Origin of the sequence: Burkholderia sp. MSMB1588 (genome assembly GCF_001546925.1) — a bacterium.
GTDB classification, from domain to species: domain Bacteria; phylum Pseudomonadota; class Gammaproteobacteria; order Burkholderiales; family Burkholderiaceae; genus Burkholderia; species Burkholderia humptydooensis.
The window spans coordinates 2,525,405-2,542,179 of the sequence record NZ_CM003770.1; the positions used below are offsets into that span (position 1 = coordinate 2,525,405).

Sequence of the window (16,775 nt, forward strand, 5' to 3'; positions counted from 1 at the left end):
TGAACGCCGCATGCGGCCGCCGCGCGGCGGGCTTCAGTTCGACCAGCCGCCGTCGATCAGATGAATCGCGCCCGTCGTGAACGACGATTCGTCGGACGCGAGATACGCGACGAGCGCCGCGATCTCCTCCGGCTTGCCGATGCGCCCCATCGGCTGGCGCGCGACGAACGCGGCGCGCACCGCATCGATCGGCTCGCCGCGCGCGTGCGCCTGCGCGGCGATGCGTGCATCGAGCGACGGCGATTCGACAGTGCCCGGGCAGATCGCGTTGCAGCGAATCCCGTGCGTGACGAAGTCGGCGGCGACGGCCTTCGTCAGGCCGATCACGGCCGCCTTCGTCGCGCCGTAGACGAACCGGTTCGGCACCCCCTTCACGCTCGACGCGGCGGACGCCATGTTGATGATCGAGCCGCGCTCGCGCGCGAGCATCGCGGGCAGGAATGCGCGGATCGTCCGGTACATCGACTTCACGTTCAGATCGAAGCCGAAGTCCCATTCGTCCTCGGTCGCGTCGAGCACCGAGCCCGCGTGGACGAAGCCTGCGCAGTTGAACAGCACGTCGACGGGGCCGATCGCACCGGCGAGCGCGCCGATCGCCGCGCCGTCGCGCACGTCGAGCACGCGCGCATCGAACGGGCCGTCGCGCAACGCGTCGATGCGGATGTCGGTCGCGATCACGCGCGCGCCTTCGCGCGCGAGCCGCTCGGCCGCCGCGCGGCCGATGCCCTGCGCGGCGGCCGTGACGAGCGCCGTCTTGCCTGCCAGTCGTTCTCCCATGTTCAGCTCCCGATGAAGTGATCTCTGCCGGATGAAACGTATCTGTCGATGTGTCGTCGCGCTTGCCGGTCGCGCTTGCCGTTCCCGGCCGCGTGGCGCCGGTCGCGAACGGCGCGCGAAGCGCATCGCATGCTTTCGGGATGCGCGCCGCGCCCGCTCATAGCCGGTAGAACGCCGCGGCGTTCGCGCCGAACACCGCGTCGCACGCGCGTTCGCCGAAGCGCGCGGCGGTCAGCGCGCGCGCGCTCGCATGCCAGAGCGCGTAGTCGCCGTTCAGGTTCAGCACCGGCCAGTCGCTGCCCCAGATCATCCGCGCCGCGCCGAACGCGCCGAACAGATGGTCGACGTAAGGAGCGATGGTTTCGCGGCGCCAGCCGTGCGCGGCCTCGGTCGCGAGCCCGGACAGCTTGCAGTGCACGTTCGGCAGCGCGGCGAGCGCCGCGATGCCGTCGGCCCACGGCTGCCACGCGGCGCGGCCCGCGCGGATCGGCGGCTTCGCGCCGTGATCGACGACGATCCGCAGCCGCGGAAAGCGGCGCGCGAACGTCGCGAGCGGCGCGAGATGGCGCGGCGTCACGAGCGCGTCGAACGCGAGGTCGAGCTCGACGAGCGCGTCGATCGCGGGCGCGAGCGCCGGGTTCGCGATCCACGCGGCATCGGGCAAATCCTGCAGCATCGGGCGCACGCCCTTGAACGCAGGATCGCGCGCGAGCGCGGCGAGCGTGTCGCGCGCATCGGGCGCATCGAGCGGCGCCCAGCCGACCACGCCCGCGATCGACGGCTCGCATCGCGCGAGATCGAGCAGATAGCGGGTCTCGTCGACGGTCGGCGCCGCCTGCACGGCGATCGTGCGTGCGACGCCCGCCGCCGCGCGCAACGGCGCGAAATCGGCGGGGCCGAACGGGCGATACAGCAGCGCGAGCGCGGGCGTGAGCCAGCCGTAGTCGCCGCGCGACGGGTCCCAGTAGTGCTGATGGGCGTCGATGATGCCGGTCACGCGCCGCTCCTTCCGGTCGACGGCGCTGCCGCCGCATCCGATGTCGCGCCAACCGCGCCGCCACGCGCAAGCCTCGCCCGTCGTCCGGCGCCGAAGACTTCCTTCGCCGCCGCCGTCATCCGCCGCGCCGCCGCGCTCATGCCTGCCGCGCCGCGCGCAGCGGCCCCGCGACGGGCAGGCACGCGGGCCCGAGCGGCTCGAACGCCTTGTAGGTCAGGATGAACTCCTGATGGCCGAGCGCCTCGGATTTCGACGTCGCGCCGCTCGCGACCGCGAGCGTCTTCGCGAGAATCTCGCGGCCGACTTCGTCGAGCGTCGCGTGGCCTTCGAGGATGCGGCCCGCGTCGACGTCCATGTCGCCCTCGAGCTTGCGGTATGTCGCCGGATTCGCGCACACCTTGACGACGGGCGCGAGCGCGGAGCCGACCACCGAGCCGCGGCCCGTCGTGAACAGGATCACGTGCGCGCCGCATGCGATCAGCTCGGCGATCTCGGCGTTGTCGCTGATGTTCGGGAATCCGAAGCGCGGCTCGCCGTCCGGCACGACGTCGAGCAGATAGAGGCCCGGCGTCGGCGGCACGTCGCCCGGCTTCACGATGCCGACGATCGGCGACGCGCCGCTCTTCGCATACGCGCCGAGCGATTTCTCCTCCTGCGTCGTGAGTCCGCCGTCCGCGTTGCCGACCGCGAAGCTGCCGTGTCCGAGGATCGAGTAATAGCGCTCGGCCTTCTGCACGCACGCGACGATCTCGCGGCCGAGCTCGGGCCGCGCGGCGCGGTTCTGCATGTGATATTCGCAGCCGACGAGCTCGCCCGTCTCCTCGAACAGGCACGCGGCGCCCTGCTCGACGAGCAGGTCGAACGCGCGGCCGACAGCCGGATTCGCGGTGATGCCGCTCGTGCTGTCCGAGCCGCCGCAGATCGTGCCGACGATCAGCTCGCCGATGCCCATCGGCACCTTCGCCTGCTTCGCGAGCGCCGCTCGCGCATCGCGCACCCAGTCGACGCCCGCGCCGATCGTACTCAGCGTGCCGCCCGCGTCCTGGATCGTCAGCACCTCGGCCGGGCGGCCGCTCGCGCGCACCGCGTCGACGAGGTAGCGCTTGTTCATGCTCTCGCAGCCGAGCGATACGAACAGCACCGCGCCGACGTTCGGATGCGTCGCGAGCCGCTCGATCATCTTTTCCGCGTAACCGTTCGGATAGCAGCCGGGAAAGCCGATCAGATGCACGGGCGGCGCGTCGGCCGCGGGCGGCGCGGCGCCGCCGAAGCGCAGCGGCGTGCGGAACTGCGCGACGATCTCCCGCGCGACGTGATGCGCGCACTCGACGAGATACGCGACCGCGACGACGTTGCGGATGCCCTTGCGCCCGTCGCTGCGCGGATAGCCCGCAAGCACCGCGCGGCGCACGCCGTCGGGCGGCACGCGCTCGCCTTCGGCGGAAATCGCCGCGAAACCCGGCGTCGAGACTGTCATGGACATGAATGGTTCACCTCTGAATAAACGGTTGCGGCCGCGTCAATGTGCGACGAACGCGTGGCCCGCGTCGTGCGTGTACGTCGGCAGGTAGTCGCTCACGAGGTTGTGCGTGTGCAGATGCTCGCCGCGCGCGACGTCGCGAATCACGTGGCCGATCGGCGCGCCGTAGCGCAGCACCTTGTCGTTCGCCGCGAGCGGCGCGCGCGCGAGCTTGTGTCCGGTCTCGATCGTCTGCGCGAGCACGACGCGCTCGCCGTCGATCGTCACGCACTGCCCGGCGCAAAGGCGCGTCGCCGCGATCAGGCAGTTGTCGTCGGGCGACAGCAGCAGCAGCCGCGCGTCGGTGGCGGGCGCGCTCACGATTGCCCCTCGCCGCCCGCGACGCGAGCGACCATCAGCGCGCCCAAAATAATCGCGCCGTAGATCGCCTGAATCCAGAACGACGGCACCTGCGCGAGCGTCAGCAGGTTCTGCACGACGCCGAGCAGCAGCACGCCCGTCAGCGCGCCGAGCATCGTGCCCTTGCCGCCGTCGAGCGAGATGCCGCCGATCACCGCGGCCGCGAACACCGTGAAGATCATCCCGCTGCCCTGGTTCGCGTTGATCGCGCCGACATAGCCCGTGACGACGAGCCCGCCGATCGACGCGAGCACGCTGCCGAGCACGAACACGCCCCACGTGATCCGCTCGACGCGAATCCCGGCCGCGCGCGCGGCCTCGCCGTTGCCGCCGATCGCGTACAGCGCGCGGCCGAGCCGGTGGTAGCGCAGCATGAACGCCGCGCCGCCGAACACGGCCGCCGCGAGCCACACGGACAGCGGCAGGCCGAACACGATCGTCGTCGCGAGCGCGAAGAACGACGGCGGCATGTCGAACAGCGTGCCGCCCTTCGTCGCGCCGACGAGCATCCCGCGCAGCACGATCAGCATCGCGAGCGTGACGATGAACGCGTTCAGGCGCATCCGCACGACGAGAAAGCCGTTGACGAAGCCGATCAGCGCGCCGATCGCGACGATCGCGGCGAGCCCCGCGGCGGCGGGCCACTGGAAGCCGAAGCCGGCGGACGAGGCCGGCATCACGAGCATCGCGCCGATCGCGGGCGCGATGCCGACCGTCGATTCGAGCGACAGGTCGAACTTGCCCGTCAGCACGATCAGCGATTCGGCGAGCACGACGAGCGCGAGCGCCGCCGACGCGCCGAGCACGCTGATCAGATTCGCCTTCGTGAGAAAGCTCGGGCTCACGAACGCGCCGATCGCGATCAGCAGCATGAGCGCGGGCAACAACGCGAGGTCGCGCAACCGCGCGATCTCGAACGGCTTGCGCGCGACGGCGCGCGCCGGCCCCGGCGGCAGCGCGGAACTCGTCAGGCTAGACTTCATGGGCATCGACTCCTTCGATGGATGCAATCAATTCGTTGTCCTGCCAGCCGGCCGGAAACTCGGCGACGATGCGCCCGCGGAACATCACGAGCACGCGGTCGCAGGTGCGCAGATCGTCGAGCTCGCCCGACGCGACGAGCACCGCCTTGCCGTCGTCGCGCACGCGCCCGACGACGGCGAGCAGCGCCTCCTTCGATTTCACGTCGACGCCCGCGGTCGGATCGATCAGCACGAGCACGCGCGGATCGTTCGCAAGCGCGCGCGCCATCACGACCTTCTGCTGATTGCCGCCCGACAGCCCCGACACCGGCTGCCGCGGCCCCTGCGCGACGATGCCGAGCGCGTCGATCATCCGCGCGCCGAAGGCGTGCTTTTTCGCGGGCGGCGCAAGCCCGAAGCGCCCGAAGCGCCCGAGCGCGCCCGCGATCGTCATCGATGCGTTCTCGGCCACCGATTCGCCGAGCACGAGCCCTTCGCGATGGCGATCCTTCGGCACGCAACCGACGCCGCGCGCGAGCGCGGCGGGGACGTTGCCCGGCGGCAGCGCGTCGCCGTCGATGCGGATCGCGCCCGCGCGCGGCGCGCGCAACCCGGCCACCGCCTCCGCGACGCCCGTGCGGCCGCTGCTCGTCGCGCCGGCCAGCCCGACGACCTCGCCGCGCCGCACGCAAAACGACACATGCGCGTAATCGCCGCCCGCGAGGCCGTCCACTTCGAGCGCGCGCGGCGCATCGGCCGGCAGCGGCGGGCGGCGCGCCGCATCGGCCACGGCGAGCCCGCCGCGCTCGCCCGTCATCGCCTCGATCAGCGCGTCGCGCGGCAGCGCCGCCACGGGCGCGCTGACGATGCGCCGCGCGTCGCGCAGCACCGTCACCGCCTGGCAGATGTCGTACACCTCCTGCAGGTGATGCGAGATGAACAGGAACGTCACGCCGTCGCGCTGCAGCTCGCGAATCCGCGCGAACAGCCGCTTGATCTCGTCGCCGTCGAGCTGCGCGGTCGGCTCGTCGAGGATGATGAAGCGCGCGCCGTACGACAGCGCCCGCGCGATCTCGACGAGCTGGCGCGCCTCGACCGTCAGGTCGCCCGCGCACGCGTCCTCGCCGACGTCGATCCGCCAGTGGTCGAGCAGCGCGCGCGCGTCGCGCCGCAGCGCGCGCCAGTCGATCGCGCCGCGCTTCGTCGGCTGCCGGTTGATGAACAGGTTCTCGGCGACGGTGAGCTCGCGGATGATCGTCGAGTGCTGATAGACGCACGCGACGCGCGCGCGCCAGCCGTCGCGATCGGCGAGCGGCGGCGCATCCTCGCCGCCGAAGCGCACGATGCCCGCGTCCGGCTTGCGCAGCCCGGTGAGAATCGACACGAGCGTCGACTTGCCCGCGCCGTTGCGCCCGACGAGCGCGTGCGACTCGCCCGGCCGCACGCACAGATCGACGTCCGCGAGCGCGGTGTGCGGGCCGAAGCGCTTGGTGACGGCGCGCGCCTCGACGACGGGCGCGCCGCCGCACGCGGCGGCGGCGGCAGTGACATCGGCGGTGGCGGCGGTCGCGTTCATTTGATCGTGTTGCCCCACAGGCTCTTGTCGTCGACGTTCGCCTTCGTCACGAGCGGCGCCGGCAACTGGTCTTCGAGAATGCCCGGCGCGCGCTGCACGATCACGCTGCCGTGATCGGTCGGCCCCGGCCTGAACGTCTGGCCGGCGAGCGCCGCCTTGATGTAGAAGAGCCCGTAGCGCGCGTACAGGTCGGCGGGCTGCGACACGGTGGCGTCGATGTCGCCGCGGCGGATCGCTTCGTATTCCTGCGGGATGCCGTCGTTGCTGACGATCACGACGTGCTTCGCGTCGCCCGCCGGATACAGCATCTGCTTGCGGCGCAGCGTTTGCAGCGTCGGCGACAGATAGACGCCGCCCGCCTGCATGTAGATGCCCTTCACGTCCGGATTCGCGGTCAGCAGGCTGTCGAGTGCGGTCGCGGCGACGTCGCCCTTCCACGCGGCCGGGATCTCGAGCACCTGCAGGTGCGGATAGCCCTTCATGCACGCGCGGAACGCCTCCGAGCGGTCGCGGCCGTTCACCGACGCGAGATCGCCCATGATCTGCACGACCTTGCCCGCCTGCACGTGCTCGCCGAGGTACTTGCAGGCCTTCTCGCCGTATGCGCGGTTGTCGGCGCGCACGACCATCGCGACCTTGCCCTGCGTCGGCGCGACGTCGACCGCGACGACGCTCACCTTGCGCGCGGCCGCCGCGTCGAGCGCGCGGCCGATCGCCGCCGAATCGAGCGGCCCGACGACGATCCCCTTCGCGCCGAGATTCAGCAGGGTGGTCATGTCCGTGATCTGCTGCGCGGGATCGCCGTTCGAATTGACGGGCGCGAGCGCATCGATCTGCATGTCCTTCGCGTAATGCAGCAGATAGTTGTTGTACGACTGCCAGAACGGCGAAGTCAGCAAAGGCAGGTCGAGCCCGACCTTGCCCGTGTCCGCGCCCGCCGGCGCGGCGGCGATCGCGCCCGCCAGCGCGACGCACCCGGCGAGCGCTCGCCCGCGATTGATCCACGTCATGCCTGTCTCCTTTCCTCTGATGTTTGTCGGCCCGGCGTGCGGACCGTTGCCATATGTTCACTGGCGAAATTATTATTTATATACGGACTTTTTGAAGTCAAGGAGACCGTGGCGCAGAATGACTGCGTATTTTCCCTATCCCTGTCCTCACCCCTATCCGACGCACCCGATCGCCAACATGAACGCCAGGAAACCACGACCGGCCGGCTCCGCCGACGAACCGCAGGATATCGACGATGCGGACCGCTACCGCGCGCCGGCGCTCGACAAGGGGCTCGACATCCTCGAGCTGCTGTCCGAACGCAAGGATGGCTTGACGCGCACGGAGATCACGAAGGAGCTCGGCCGCAACGCGAGCGAGATCTACCGGATGCTCGAGCGGCTCGTCGCGCGCCAGTACGTGATCCGCTCGCCGGGCGGCGACCGTTATTCGCTGAGCCTGAAGCTGTATGCGCTCGCGCACCGGCACCCGCCGATGCACCGGCTGATCGCCGAGGCGCTGCCGCCGATGCAGCGCTTCGCGGACGCGGCCGAGCAGTCGTGCCATCTGTCCGTCTACGATCGGGGCAACCTGCTCGTGATCGCGCAGGTCGACGGGCCCGGCATCTGGGGGATGTCGGTGAAGCTCGGCTCGCGTGTCGGGCTCATCGATACCGCGTCGGGCCACGCGATGCTCGCGTTCCAGTCCGCCGAGCAGCGCGCGCACATGCTCGCCGAGCACACGAAGGTGAAAGGCGAGCAGCCGCTCGCCGCGCGCAATCTCGACGCGCGCCTCGACGCGATCCGCGCGGCCGGACACGTGCAGCAGGACAGCCGCCAGATGTTCGGCGTCACCGACGTCACCTACCCGATCCTCGGCCCGGCGGGCCAGGCGATCGCCGTGCTCACGTGCCCGTACATCCGCCGGATCGACGCGTACGTCGCGCCGCAGCTCGACGAGGTCGTCGCGCTGCTGCACGCGACGGCGGCGCGGTTGTCGATGGTCGGCGAGGCGGCCGTGTGACGATCGCGCCGGCGCGGCCGGGCCGCGCGGTCAGTCGGTCAAACCGGCGGCGGATCGCCGAGCCACCTCTCAGGCAGGCAAGGTCAGTCGGAATTCGTGGGGGGCCGCAACGGGTTGGCCAAGCAGCGGTCTGTCAGATGGAAGCGCTGCATGAATGCAGCAGGCGATCGATAATCGAGATGCGCCTGCGTGCGTTGCCGGCTGTGGAAGATCTCGATGTATCCGCGGATCGTGGAAAGCGCCATCGGCAGCGCCGTAAAGCTCGATACGAGGAACCGCGAAGCGACATGCCCTGCCCGGGCATGTCGCTCATCGAACACAAGCCAGGTCCGACCGAATCGTTCCTGACGACGCGGCTTCGCTCAGAACTGATAGCCCGCGCCCACCACCGCGCCGAAGTCCGAACGGCTGTTGCCCGTCACCGACGCCTTCACCACCCACTTGTTGTTTTCGGTCACGTAGCTGTAGCCGGCCGCGAAACCCTGCTGGCCGTGATAGTTCGCCGTCGCGGCCGACACCATCGAACGGCCCGCGCCGGTCGGTTGCGGCAACCCGGCCACCGCCATCGCCGACGCAACGCCGCCGTACATGTCTTTCTTCAGGTCGTTGAACGAGTTGTACACCTGACCGATGCGCTGATCCGTATAAGCCTTCGCATCCGATCTGGCCGACTGGACGTTGTCGTTCAACTGCTGAACGTTGACGGCGTCGGTCGGGGCCGTGCCGGCCGCGACGTTCGTGACCTGGCGTTCGTTGCCCTTCGCGCCGACCGAGAACGAATTGTCGCGATCCGCGACCGAGCCTTGACCGACTGCGACCGAATTCTTGCCGCTCGCCGTCGCCGTCGAGCCGAACGAACCCGCCTCCGCGCGCGCGATCCAGTTCGTGTTCGCATCGGTCGCCGTCGCCCTGACCCTTTCGTTGTCCGCAACGTTCTTCAGCGCGCTGTTCAACTGGCCGACGTTGACGGCATCGTTGTTGTTGACGCCCGCGGCAACGCCCGTCAGAACGCGGTCGCCCGACGTGCCGGAGAAATTCACCGACGTGCCGCCCGTGTCCTTGCCGACCGTGATCGGGCTGCCCGCGTCTTGCTGCTGCACCAGACCGGCCTTGCCGTTCGCAACATCGTCCACCTTGTTTTCGATGTGGGTCACGCGGTTATCGAGATTGTTGATCGCCTGCGTGTTTTGCGAGACTTGCTGATTCGTCGCATACAGTTGCGAACCGTTCACCGCCTGGGTGCTGTCGGCCGACAATTTGCCCGCCGCGACGTTGTTGATCACGACCGGCCCCGAGCCGTTGCCGACGAGCGTCACCGAGTTCAGGCGCGCGCCCGTCGTCGGATCGACATCGTATTGGACGGCGTTTTTCGTGCCTTCCTGCACCGCGCCCGCCACCTTGTCGTTCAACTGCTTCACGTTCACGGCATCGGTATCCGCGATGCCGGTTGCGACATTTTTCAGTTGCACCGGCGCCGACTTGTCGCCGCCCGCGAACGTGACGGCGTTCAGACGCGTCGAGCCATCGGCGCTGTAATCGTACTGAACGGCGCGCGAAGCCTTGCTGTCCACGCCGCTCAGGTCGCCCTTGAGCGCATTCAACTGCTGGCCGTTCACCGCGTCGGTGCTCGTGTCGGAAATCTCGCCCGGCGCGACGTTCGTGATTTTCTGCGGCGAAGCCGAGCCATGCGAGGCATCGTATGCGCCGAGCGTCGAATTCCACTGCAACGCGTCTTGCTTGAGCGCCGAAATGTCGGTCGTGTTGTTCGCGATGTTCGTCGCGTTCTGCGTCACGCGGCCATCGATCGCGGTGACTTGATCGCCGAGTTTCGTCACGTTGCCGCTGATGTTGCTGATGCTCGCTTCGGTCGCGCCGACGCGTTGATTCGTCGCGTACAGTTGCGCGCCGTTCACGGCGTCGGCGCTGGTTGCGTTCAGCGCGCCCGCCGCGACGTTGGTGATCGTCACCGCGCCCGGCTGACCGCCGGCGAGCGTGATCGAATTCAGGCGATCGCCTTGCGCGCCCGTGTCGTACACGACCGCATTCTTCGTCGCGCCGCCGATTTGACCGTTGATCTGGTCTTGCACGCTCTTCAGTTGCGCGCCATTGATTGCATCCGTGCTCGTAGCGGAAATGTCGCCCGCCGCCACGTTCGTGATTTTCTGCGCGGCGCCGCTGCCGTGAGAAGCGTCGTACGCGCCGGCCGACTTCGACCATTGCAGCGCGTCTTGCTGCAACGCGCCGATTTGGGTCGTGTTGTTCGTCACGCGCTGATCGATGTTGTCGATCTGCGTGGACAGATCGCCCGTCGCTTTCGACAGTTGGCCGACGTTCACGGCGTCCATTGCATCCTTGCCGTCCGCGACGTTTTTCAGCGCGACGGCCTGCGACGCGCCGACACCGCCGAGCGTCACCGATTGCTTGCCCGCGTCGTCGTACTTCACCGACAGCTTGTCGGACGCTTGCAGGTTCGTGATGTCCGTCGCGTTCTGCGCGACCTGTTGATTCGTCGCGTACAGTTGCGAGCCGTTCACGGCATCGCTGCTGTCGGCCGACAGCTTTCCGGCCGCGACATTCGTCACGGTCGTGCCGTTCGCCCCTTGCAGCGTCACCTTGTCGAAACCCTCCGCGCCGTCGTATTTCACGTTGCGCTTGTCGGCGGCCTGCAGATTCGACACGTCGGCTTGCGTGCCGACGAGACTCGTGCTCAGGTTCGTGACGTTCGCGTTCGTCTGGCTGAGCGATGTGCTCAAATTGGTCACGTTGCCTTGCAGATTCGCGATGTTCGTCACGGCCGACGACAGCGACGATTGAATCGGCGAAATCGCGCCGTCGAGCTGACCGACGTTCACCGCATCGTGCGCGTCCTTGCCGTCCGCGACGCCCTGGATCGTGGTGCCGTTCGCGCCCTTGAGCGTAATCGACGATTTGTCGGCGCCATCGTATTTCACCGAGAGCGCGTCCGAAGCCTGCAGATTCGTGATGTTGCTCGTAGCCGTGGAAAGCGACGTATTGATGTTCGCGATCTGGCCGCCGATCGTCGTGCCGAGGTTCGTGACGTTCGTATTCGTCTGGTCGATCTGGCCTTGCAGACCGCTGTTGACGTTCTTCAACTGCTGAACGTTCACGGCGTCCGTATCGGCCGCGCCCGCTGCGACGTTTTTCAGTTGACGCTCGTGAGCGAGCGAGCCGAACGACACGGCGCCGCCGACAGGCGCCGCCGTGCCGCCGAAAACCGGCGTGCCGCCGTTGTTCGCCCCCGCCGCGCCCGAGCCGATCGCGATCTGATCGTCTCCGTTCGTCACCGCACCTGCGCCGATTGCGATGGCGCGCTTGCCTGCCGCGCGCGTTTGCGTGGTTGCGTCGTACGTTGCGCCGCCCGACACGCCATCGTTGCCGCCACCGACCGCCGAACCGATCGCGATCGACTGCGAATCCTGCGCGAGCGCCGAATGGCCGAGCGCGATGCTGCGGTCGCCCTTCGCATCCGCGACGTTGCCGAGGGCCATCGAAAAATCGCCGAGCGCCGCCGATTGGCGGCCCACCGCGAGCGACGTATTGCCCGCCGCGACCGCCACCGTGCCGATTGCCGTTGCCGAATTCGCGAGCGACTGCGCGCCGACGCCTACGGCGATCGCGCCGCCGCCGCCGGTGCCCCCCTTGCTGTTCGCGTTCGACTGGTCGCCGATCGCAATGCCGGCCACCCCGGCTTTCGCGTTGGTCCCTGCACTGTAGCTCGAGCTGCTCACCGCGACATAATTTCCGCTCTTCGTTGCGACGCAGAGCGGGTTCGTGCCGTCGATGCATTGACCGCTGAGTGCGTTGTCCGGGTTGCCGCGATCCACGAAGTTGGCTTGAGCGTGGGCGGCTCCCGAGGCGAGAAGACCCGTGCCCGCGAACATCGTCGTGACGATCATCGAAATGTGTTTCTTCTTCATGCTTTCTTCTCCGTTCTACGTAGCGTCTGGTTAATTAAGAACTACTAACTTGCTGAACTGCATGTCGATCACGAGTCCGACAATGGACGAACGCGAATCGCATTCCGCGCACATCGACACTCGCGCCGATGCGCGCGGCCATCGGCCTGAGGGCGTCGATCATTGAGGCACGGGCCGCCAACTCCGGGCCGTGCGGCATTTCCGCCGGAAGGTCCGGCCGCCTATCGCCCGGAGGCTTGCCTTTCCGGTAACAAATCCTCTTGAATCAGGTACGCATATGATTTTTCAAAAATCACCGCGGCATCGAATACATCAGCCGACACGATTTTAAAAATCATAAAATCCGGATATTCAGATCACGGTCTATTTTCATCACCCCACGCGAATCACGCACCTTCCGCCTTCGATATTGAGCAGCCGATAAATAGAGATGAATCAGCGCGCGCCAATCCCTCGGCATCAATCCGATTTCATCAGGCCCCTTCCATTTAAGTTCATTTCCGGACTGCGGCGCCGCCACTTACACTCTTTATCCACCCGAGTAAGTTCGGCATCCAACTTTCGAGCAGATTATGAAACAGCAACCATCAGGAGCAAAGGCATCATTGTTTATAAATTGTCAAATTCTCATTCATTCCCCTCTCCTTTAAAATCTTTAATACTTAATGTTTTCCAAATAGGAAAAATACTTTTCCAGAGCGGATCGCATGAAATTGATGTCACGCGACATACCGGGCAGAAATCCCGGATACCCCAGAACACTCGACCAGCGGGGAACCAGTGGCGAACGGTCATCACGATGAGCGACACGCTCGACAAGCCTCACCGGCGACGGCGTTTTTGCCTTGCCGCGAAAGCTGAAGATTCGACGCGCCCGTGCCGATGCCGCCCGTATAACCGGTCACGGTCACGCGCGAGAAACGCTTGCCGCATTGCTGATTCGGCGGATAAGCGAGCTTCAAGAACATGCGTGTAGCGCGGTTATTCGGATCGCCAAATCTCTTTTTTAGCGGAAATATTCTTTTCTGGCGCGAACATCATCAACATATTTCAAAAGCACGCCGAATGCCGACCGACTGAAATATCAAATAAATTCAAATCGAGCCAAAATCGTCACCGCCAAAATAGAACCGTGATACGGTTCGAGACGTTTCATCGCGGCCGTCCGGTCTTGCGGTGCTTGCCCGCCGCCGCCCCGCTCTCTGCCTGGACAGGCAGCGCGGCAGGACGACTGGGACGGGATACCCCCAAGCGTCAGTTTCGTCAGCTTATAATTTTCTGCGCCGATGTTTTGCCCCAATGGAGCCGGCGGAACGCGGCGCCCGCAGACCAACTAAATCAGACCATTCCGATTCGTTCGCAACCATGTCAGCTCGCTTGCCCAGTTCGACGTCGCTTCGCGCCGCGCCGGTTCTCTCGGACGCGCACCTTCTTGTCGTGGATGACCGGCCGAACGAACTTCAGTTGCTGGTCGAGATCTTGCGCGCCGCGCACTGCCGGATCAGCGTCGCGTTCGATGGCTTGCAGGCGTACCATCGCGCGCAGGCCATTTCGCCCGACCTGATCCTGATGGACGTGCGCATGCCGCACATGGACGGCTTTGCCGCATGCCGGCTGCTCACGTCCACGCCGTCGACCCAAGCCATCCCGATCATCATGCTGACCGCCGCCGGCGACCTCGGGGATCGTATCGAGGGACTCGAGATCGGCGCGATCGACTACATCATCAAGCCGTTCGAGCCCGCCGAGGTGATCGCACGCATCCGGAATCATTTGAAGAAGCCGCCCGGCAGCCGGCCCCCGGAGCACTTGCCCGCCCTTCCCGACCATCCGGACGCCTCCCTGGTGCGCGCCGCGAGCGAAGTCCTGCTGCGCGACCTGCGCAATCCGCCGGCGCTCGAGGCACTCGCCAAACTGGTCGGCACTCACGAAAAGCGGCTGTCCCGGGTGTTCCGCGACAACCTCGGCCAGACAGTGTTCGAATATCTGCGCGACACGCGGTTGCGCACGGCGCAGCGCTTTCTTGCGCAAACATCGATGGGCATTGGAGACATTGCCCAGGAAATCGGCTTTTCCAACGCAGGCAATTTCGCGACCGCCTTTCGCGAGCGCTTCGGCGTCACGCCGTCCGATTGGCGGCGGCTGCACGGCCGCGGCAATGCAACCGGCACCGCCGAAGGCCGGCAACCCGATGCGTAGCCTACGCGGGCCTTGCGGCCGTGCGCGTCACGTCGCGCTGTTCATTCTGCTGGCCGCATGCCTCACGTGGATGACGGCACGCGCCGCGACGGCCGAAAGCCCGGCGCGACTGGACGGCATATCGATCTTCGAGGACCCCACGGCCGCGATGCCGGTCGATCGGGTGCTTGCGCGCCTCTCGAACGCGCAGGGCGGCTTTTTGCCGGCAACGCGAGCGCGGCTCAATCCGGGGTTTTCCCGGTCTGCGTGGTGGCTGCGCGTCACGCTCGTCAATCGCGACAGCGCCGAGCATCCGCTCGTGCTGGCACTGCGCGATGCGCGTATCGACCAGGCGGATTTCTATATCTTCCGGAACGGACGATGGACGCTCGGCGCGCGCTTCCCTTCGCATGACGCCGATGCAGGCGGAATGCCGCCGCGGTATCCGACGCTCGACACGACGCTGCTTGCCGGCGAAAGAATTCCCGTCCTGGTGCGAGTCACGTCCCGCAAGACATTGCGGCTGGCGCCGGCGGTGTTCACCCGTGCAGCGTGGCACGCCCACGAGGTGCGCGCCGCCATGTGGAATTTCGGCCTGTTCGGCGGGCTGCTGGCGCTCGTATGGTGCGCGCTGCTGGTCGGCTTCTTTTCCCGCAGCACCGCGTTCTATCTGCTCGCCGCCTTATGCCTCGGCACGACGCTGTTCGAGGCGGCATTCCGCGGCTATACGCGGGCGTATTTATGGCCCGATGCGCCCGAGTGGTCGGCGCGCAGCGAAACGCTGTTTGCGTATTTTTCCCTTGCGCTCTTCATCGTGTTCGTCTTGAAGATCGCGAGAGGCGAGAAGGTCGACATGCCGGTGCAGGCCGCGTATGTGGCGATGCTGTGCCTCCAGTGCATCGGAATGGCGGGCGCCGCGCTCGGCGATCTCCTGGTCTTCGCCCGGTTCTGCCTGCAACTGAACATCGCATTCGCCGTCCTGAACGTCTGCACCGCACTGCTGCTTGCCCGACGCGGCACCCCGACCGGCCGTCTGATGCTGGTCACGATCGGCTTCGCCCTCTTCAACTTCCTGATTCGGGTCGTCGACGGGATGGATGCGATGCCGCCGGCGCTGTCATGGCTCAGATCCGACATTTACCCCAATCCCGTCATCGCGATCATCGGTCTCGCCACGCATCTGATGGTTCTGGCCGCCTGGATCAACCATGTGGGGCGTCAACGCACCGAGGCGAGAAAGCGCCTCGAACACTGGCAGCTCACGGAGCAGGACCGCCTGCGGGACGAAGTCGCGAAGCGCACGGTCGCGCTCAACGAAGCGCTGCATCAGGCGCAAACCAACATGCAGCAGAAAATCGAGACGCTCGGGTATGTCAGCCACGATCTGCGCGCGCCGCTGTCGACAATCAACGGGTATTCGAAGCTCCTGCTGCAAAGCGCAACGTCGAGCCAGTCCCGGCTGATCCAGTCCATCGACCGAAGCATCCGCTATCAGCTCGCGCTGATCGACGAGCTGCTCGCATATACGAAGGCCGAGCTCCAGCCGCTCGCCCTTTCCCCCGAGGCCACGGATTTGCCCAGGCTGCTGGACGACATCGGCAGCTACGCCGTCGCGCTCTGCGCGCAGCAGGAAAACCGGTTCGTCTATCAGCCGCTGACGCCGCTGCCCCAAACGCTCGAAATCGACGGAATCCGTCTCCAGCAGGTATTGCTCAACCTGCTTTCCAACGCATCGAAATTCACGCGCAAGGGTGTCGTCACGCTCTCTGCCCATGCGCGCCGGCAAGCCGATGGCTACCGCATCGGCATCGAAATCACCGACACGGGCATCGGGATCGATCTCACGGAACGCGCCGACATCTTCCGCGCCTATCAGCAGGTCCACGTCGTCAACGGCGGCACCGGGCTCGGTCTGTTCATCGCGCAGCGCATCGTGAGGGCCATGAATGGCGAGCTGGCCGTCTCCAGCCAGCCAGGTGTCGGAACGTCGTTCTCATTCGAGATCGCCGCGCCCGCCGTCGGGCACGCGCTCGTCTCTCCGGCGGCGCGTCCGGGGCCGTCGCAGCCGGACGCCGACGCGGAGCATGCCCCCGCTTCACGCGCGACTCGCCATCCGTGCGCCGAGGCGCTTGACGAACTGGGCCGACTGGCCAGGGATGGCCGCCTCACGGATATCGAGGACTGGATCGGCCGATATGCGCACGATCCCGGCTATGCGGCCTTCTTGCAGGAAGTGCGAGAGCATGTCGACGCGCTGGATTTCCAGCGAATCGAGGCGCGGGTGGATGCGTTGCGACACGCAGGCGAGCCGGGCCCGCCCCCCGCCGCCGAAACGCAGGCCGCCGCGCATGCGCGGCCGGCATCCAGGCGCACGCTGAACCCCGCGGAAGACGGCTGCGCCGGATGAACGGCGTTGCCGCTCGATGCGGCGGCGCATCGCCGGCACGCCCGTCAT

At 66.9% G+C, this 16,775-nt stretch carries 12 protein-coding genes; 3 read left to right on the top strand and 9 right to left on the bottom strand.

Translation table 11 applies throughout. The features are described 5' to 3' along the window. Positions 1–33: 33 nt before the first annotated feature. From WS92_RS10465 to WS92_RS10495, 7 genes are all read right to left on the bottom strand, one after another. Positions 34–777, bottom strand: coding sequence for an SDR family oxidoreductase (locus WS92_RS10465; RefSeq protein WP_059930150.1), 744 nt, complete (start codon positions 775–777; stop codon positions 34–36). 157 nt (positions 778–934) lie between these two features. Next, entirely contained in the window at positions 935–1,774 is an 840-nt protein-coding gene (locus WS92_RS10470; protein ID WP_059930152.1) for an amidohydrolase family protein, read from the bottom strand. A gap of 136 nt (positions 1,775–1,910) precedes the next feature. Next, positions 1,911–3,257: a UxaA family hydrolase gene (locus WS92_RS10475; RefSeq protein ID WP_059930154.1), complete on the bottom strand. Its 1,347-nt coding sequence runs from the start codon at positions 3,255–3,257 to the stop codon at positions 1,911–1,913. A gap of 36 nt (positions 3,258–3,293) precedes the next feature. Beyond that, the gene (locus WS92_RS10480) at positions 3,294–3,614 is read right to left on the bottom strand and encodes a UxaA family hydrolase (RefSeq protein WP_059930156.1); all 321 of its coding nucleotides are present in this window, start codon (positions 3,612–3,614) and stop codon (positions 3,294–3,296) included. After that, entirely contained in the window at positions 3,611–4,636 is a 1,026-nt protein-coding gene (locus tag WS92_RS10485; protein WP_059930158.1) for an ABC transporter permease, read from the bottom strand. The genes WS92_RS10480 and WS92_RS10485 overlap by 4 nt, the downstream gene beginning before the upstream one ends. Next, complete coding sequence (locus WS92_RS10490) at positions 4,626–6,191, bottom strand: sugar ABC transporter ATP-binding protein (protein ID WP_059930160.1); 1,566 nt, start codon at positions 6,189–6,191, stop codon at positions 4,626–4,628. The genes WS92_RS10485 and WS92_RS10490 overlap by 11 nt, the downstream gene beginning before the upstream one ends. Next, positions 6,188–7,201 carry a sugar ABC transporter substrate-binding protein gene (locus tag WS92_RS10495; RefSeq protein ID WP_006027536.1) on the bottom strand — a complete coding sequence of 338 codons (1,014 nt, stop codon included), beginning with the start codon at positions 7,199–7,201 and terminating at the stop codon, positions 6,188–6,190. The genes WS92_RS10490 and WS92_RS10495 overlap by 4 nt, the downstream gene beginning before the upstream one ends. A gap of 178 nt (positions 7,202–7,379) precedes the next feature. Here WS92_RS10495 and WS92_RS10500 point away from each other — a divergent pair, with 178 nt between their 5' ends. Next, positions 7,380–8,204, top strand: a complete 825-nt coding sequence (locus WS92_RS10500; protein ID WP_059930162.1) for an IclR family transcriptional regulator — start codon at positions 7,380–7,382, stop codon at positions 8,202–8,204. Between the two features lie 362 nt (positions 8,205–8,566). Here the strand turns inward: WS92_RS10500 and WS92_RS10505 are convergent, their stop codons facing one another. Continuing rightward, on the bottom strand, positions 8,567–12,142 hold the full coding sequence (locus tag WS92_RS10505) for a YadA-like family protein (RefSeq protein WP_059930164.1): 3,576 nt from the start codon (positions 12,140–12,142) through the stop codon (positions 8,567–8,569). A gap of 794 nt (positions 12,143–12,936) precedes the next feature. Further along, on the bottom strand, positions 12,937–13,110 hold the full coding sequence (locus WS92_RS35710) for a hypothetical protein (RefSeq protein ID WP_156442981.1): 174 nt from the start codon (positions 13,108–13,110) through the stop codon (positions 12,937–12,939). 397 nt (positions 13,111–13,507) lie between these two features. On the opposite strand from WS92_RS35710, the gene WS92_RS10510 reads away from it, so the two are divergent. Together WS92_RS10510 and WS92_RS10515 are read left to right on the top strand one after the other, a co-directional pair. Continuing rightward, complete coding sequence (locus WS92_RS10510) at positions 13,508–14,341, top strand: response regulator transcription factor (protein ID WP_059930166.1); 834 nt, start codon at positions 13,508–13,510, stop codon at positions 14,339–14,341. Further along, complete coding sequence (locus WS92_RS10515) at positions 14,334–16,727, top strand: sensor histidine kinase (RefSeq protein WP_059930328.1); 2,394 nt, start codon at positions 14,334–14,336, stop codon at positions 16,725–16,727. Before WS92_RS10510 ends, WS92_RS10515 begins: the two co-directional genes overlap by 8 nt. Positions 16,728–16,775 lie beyond the last annotated feature (48 nt).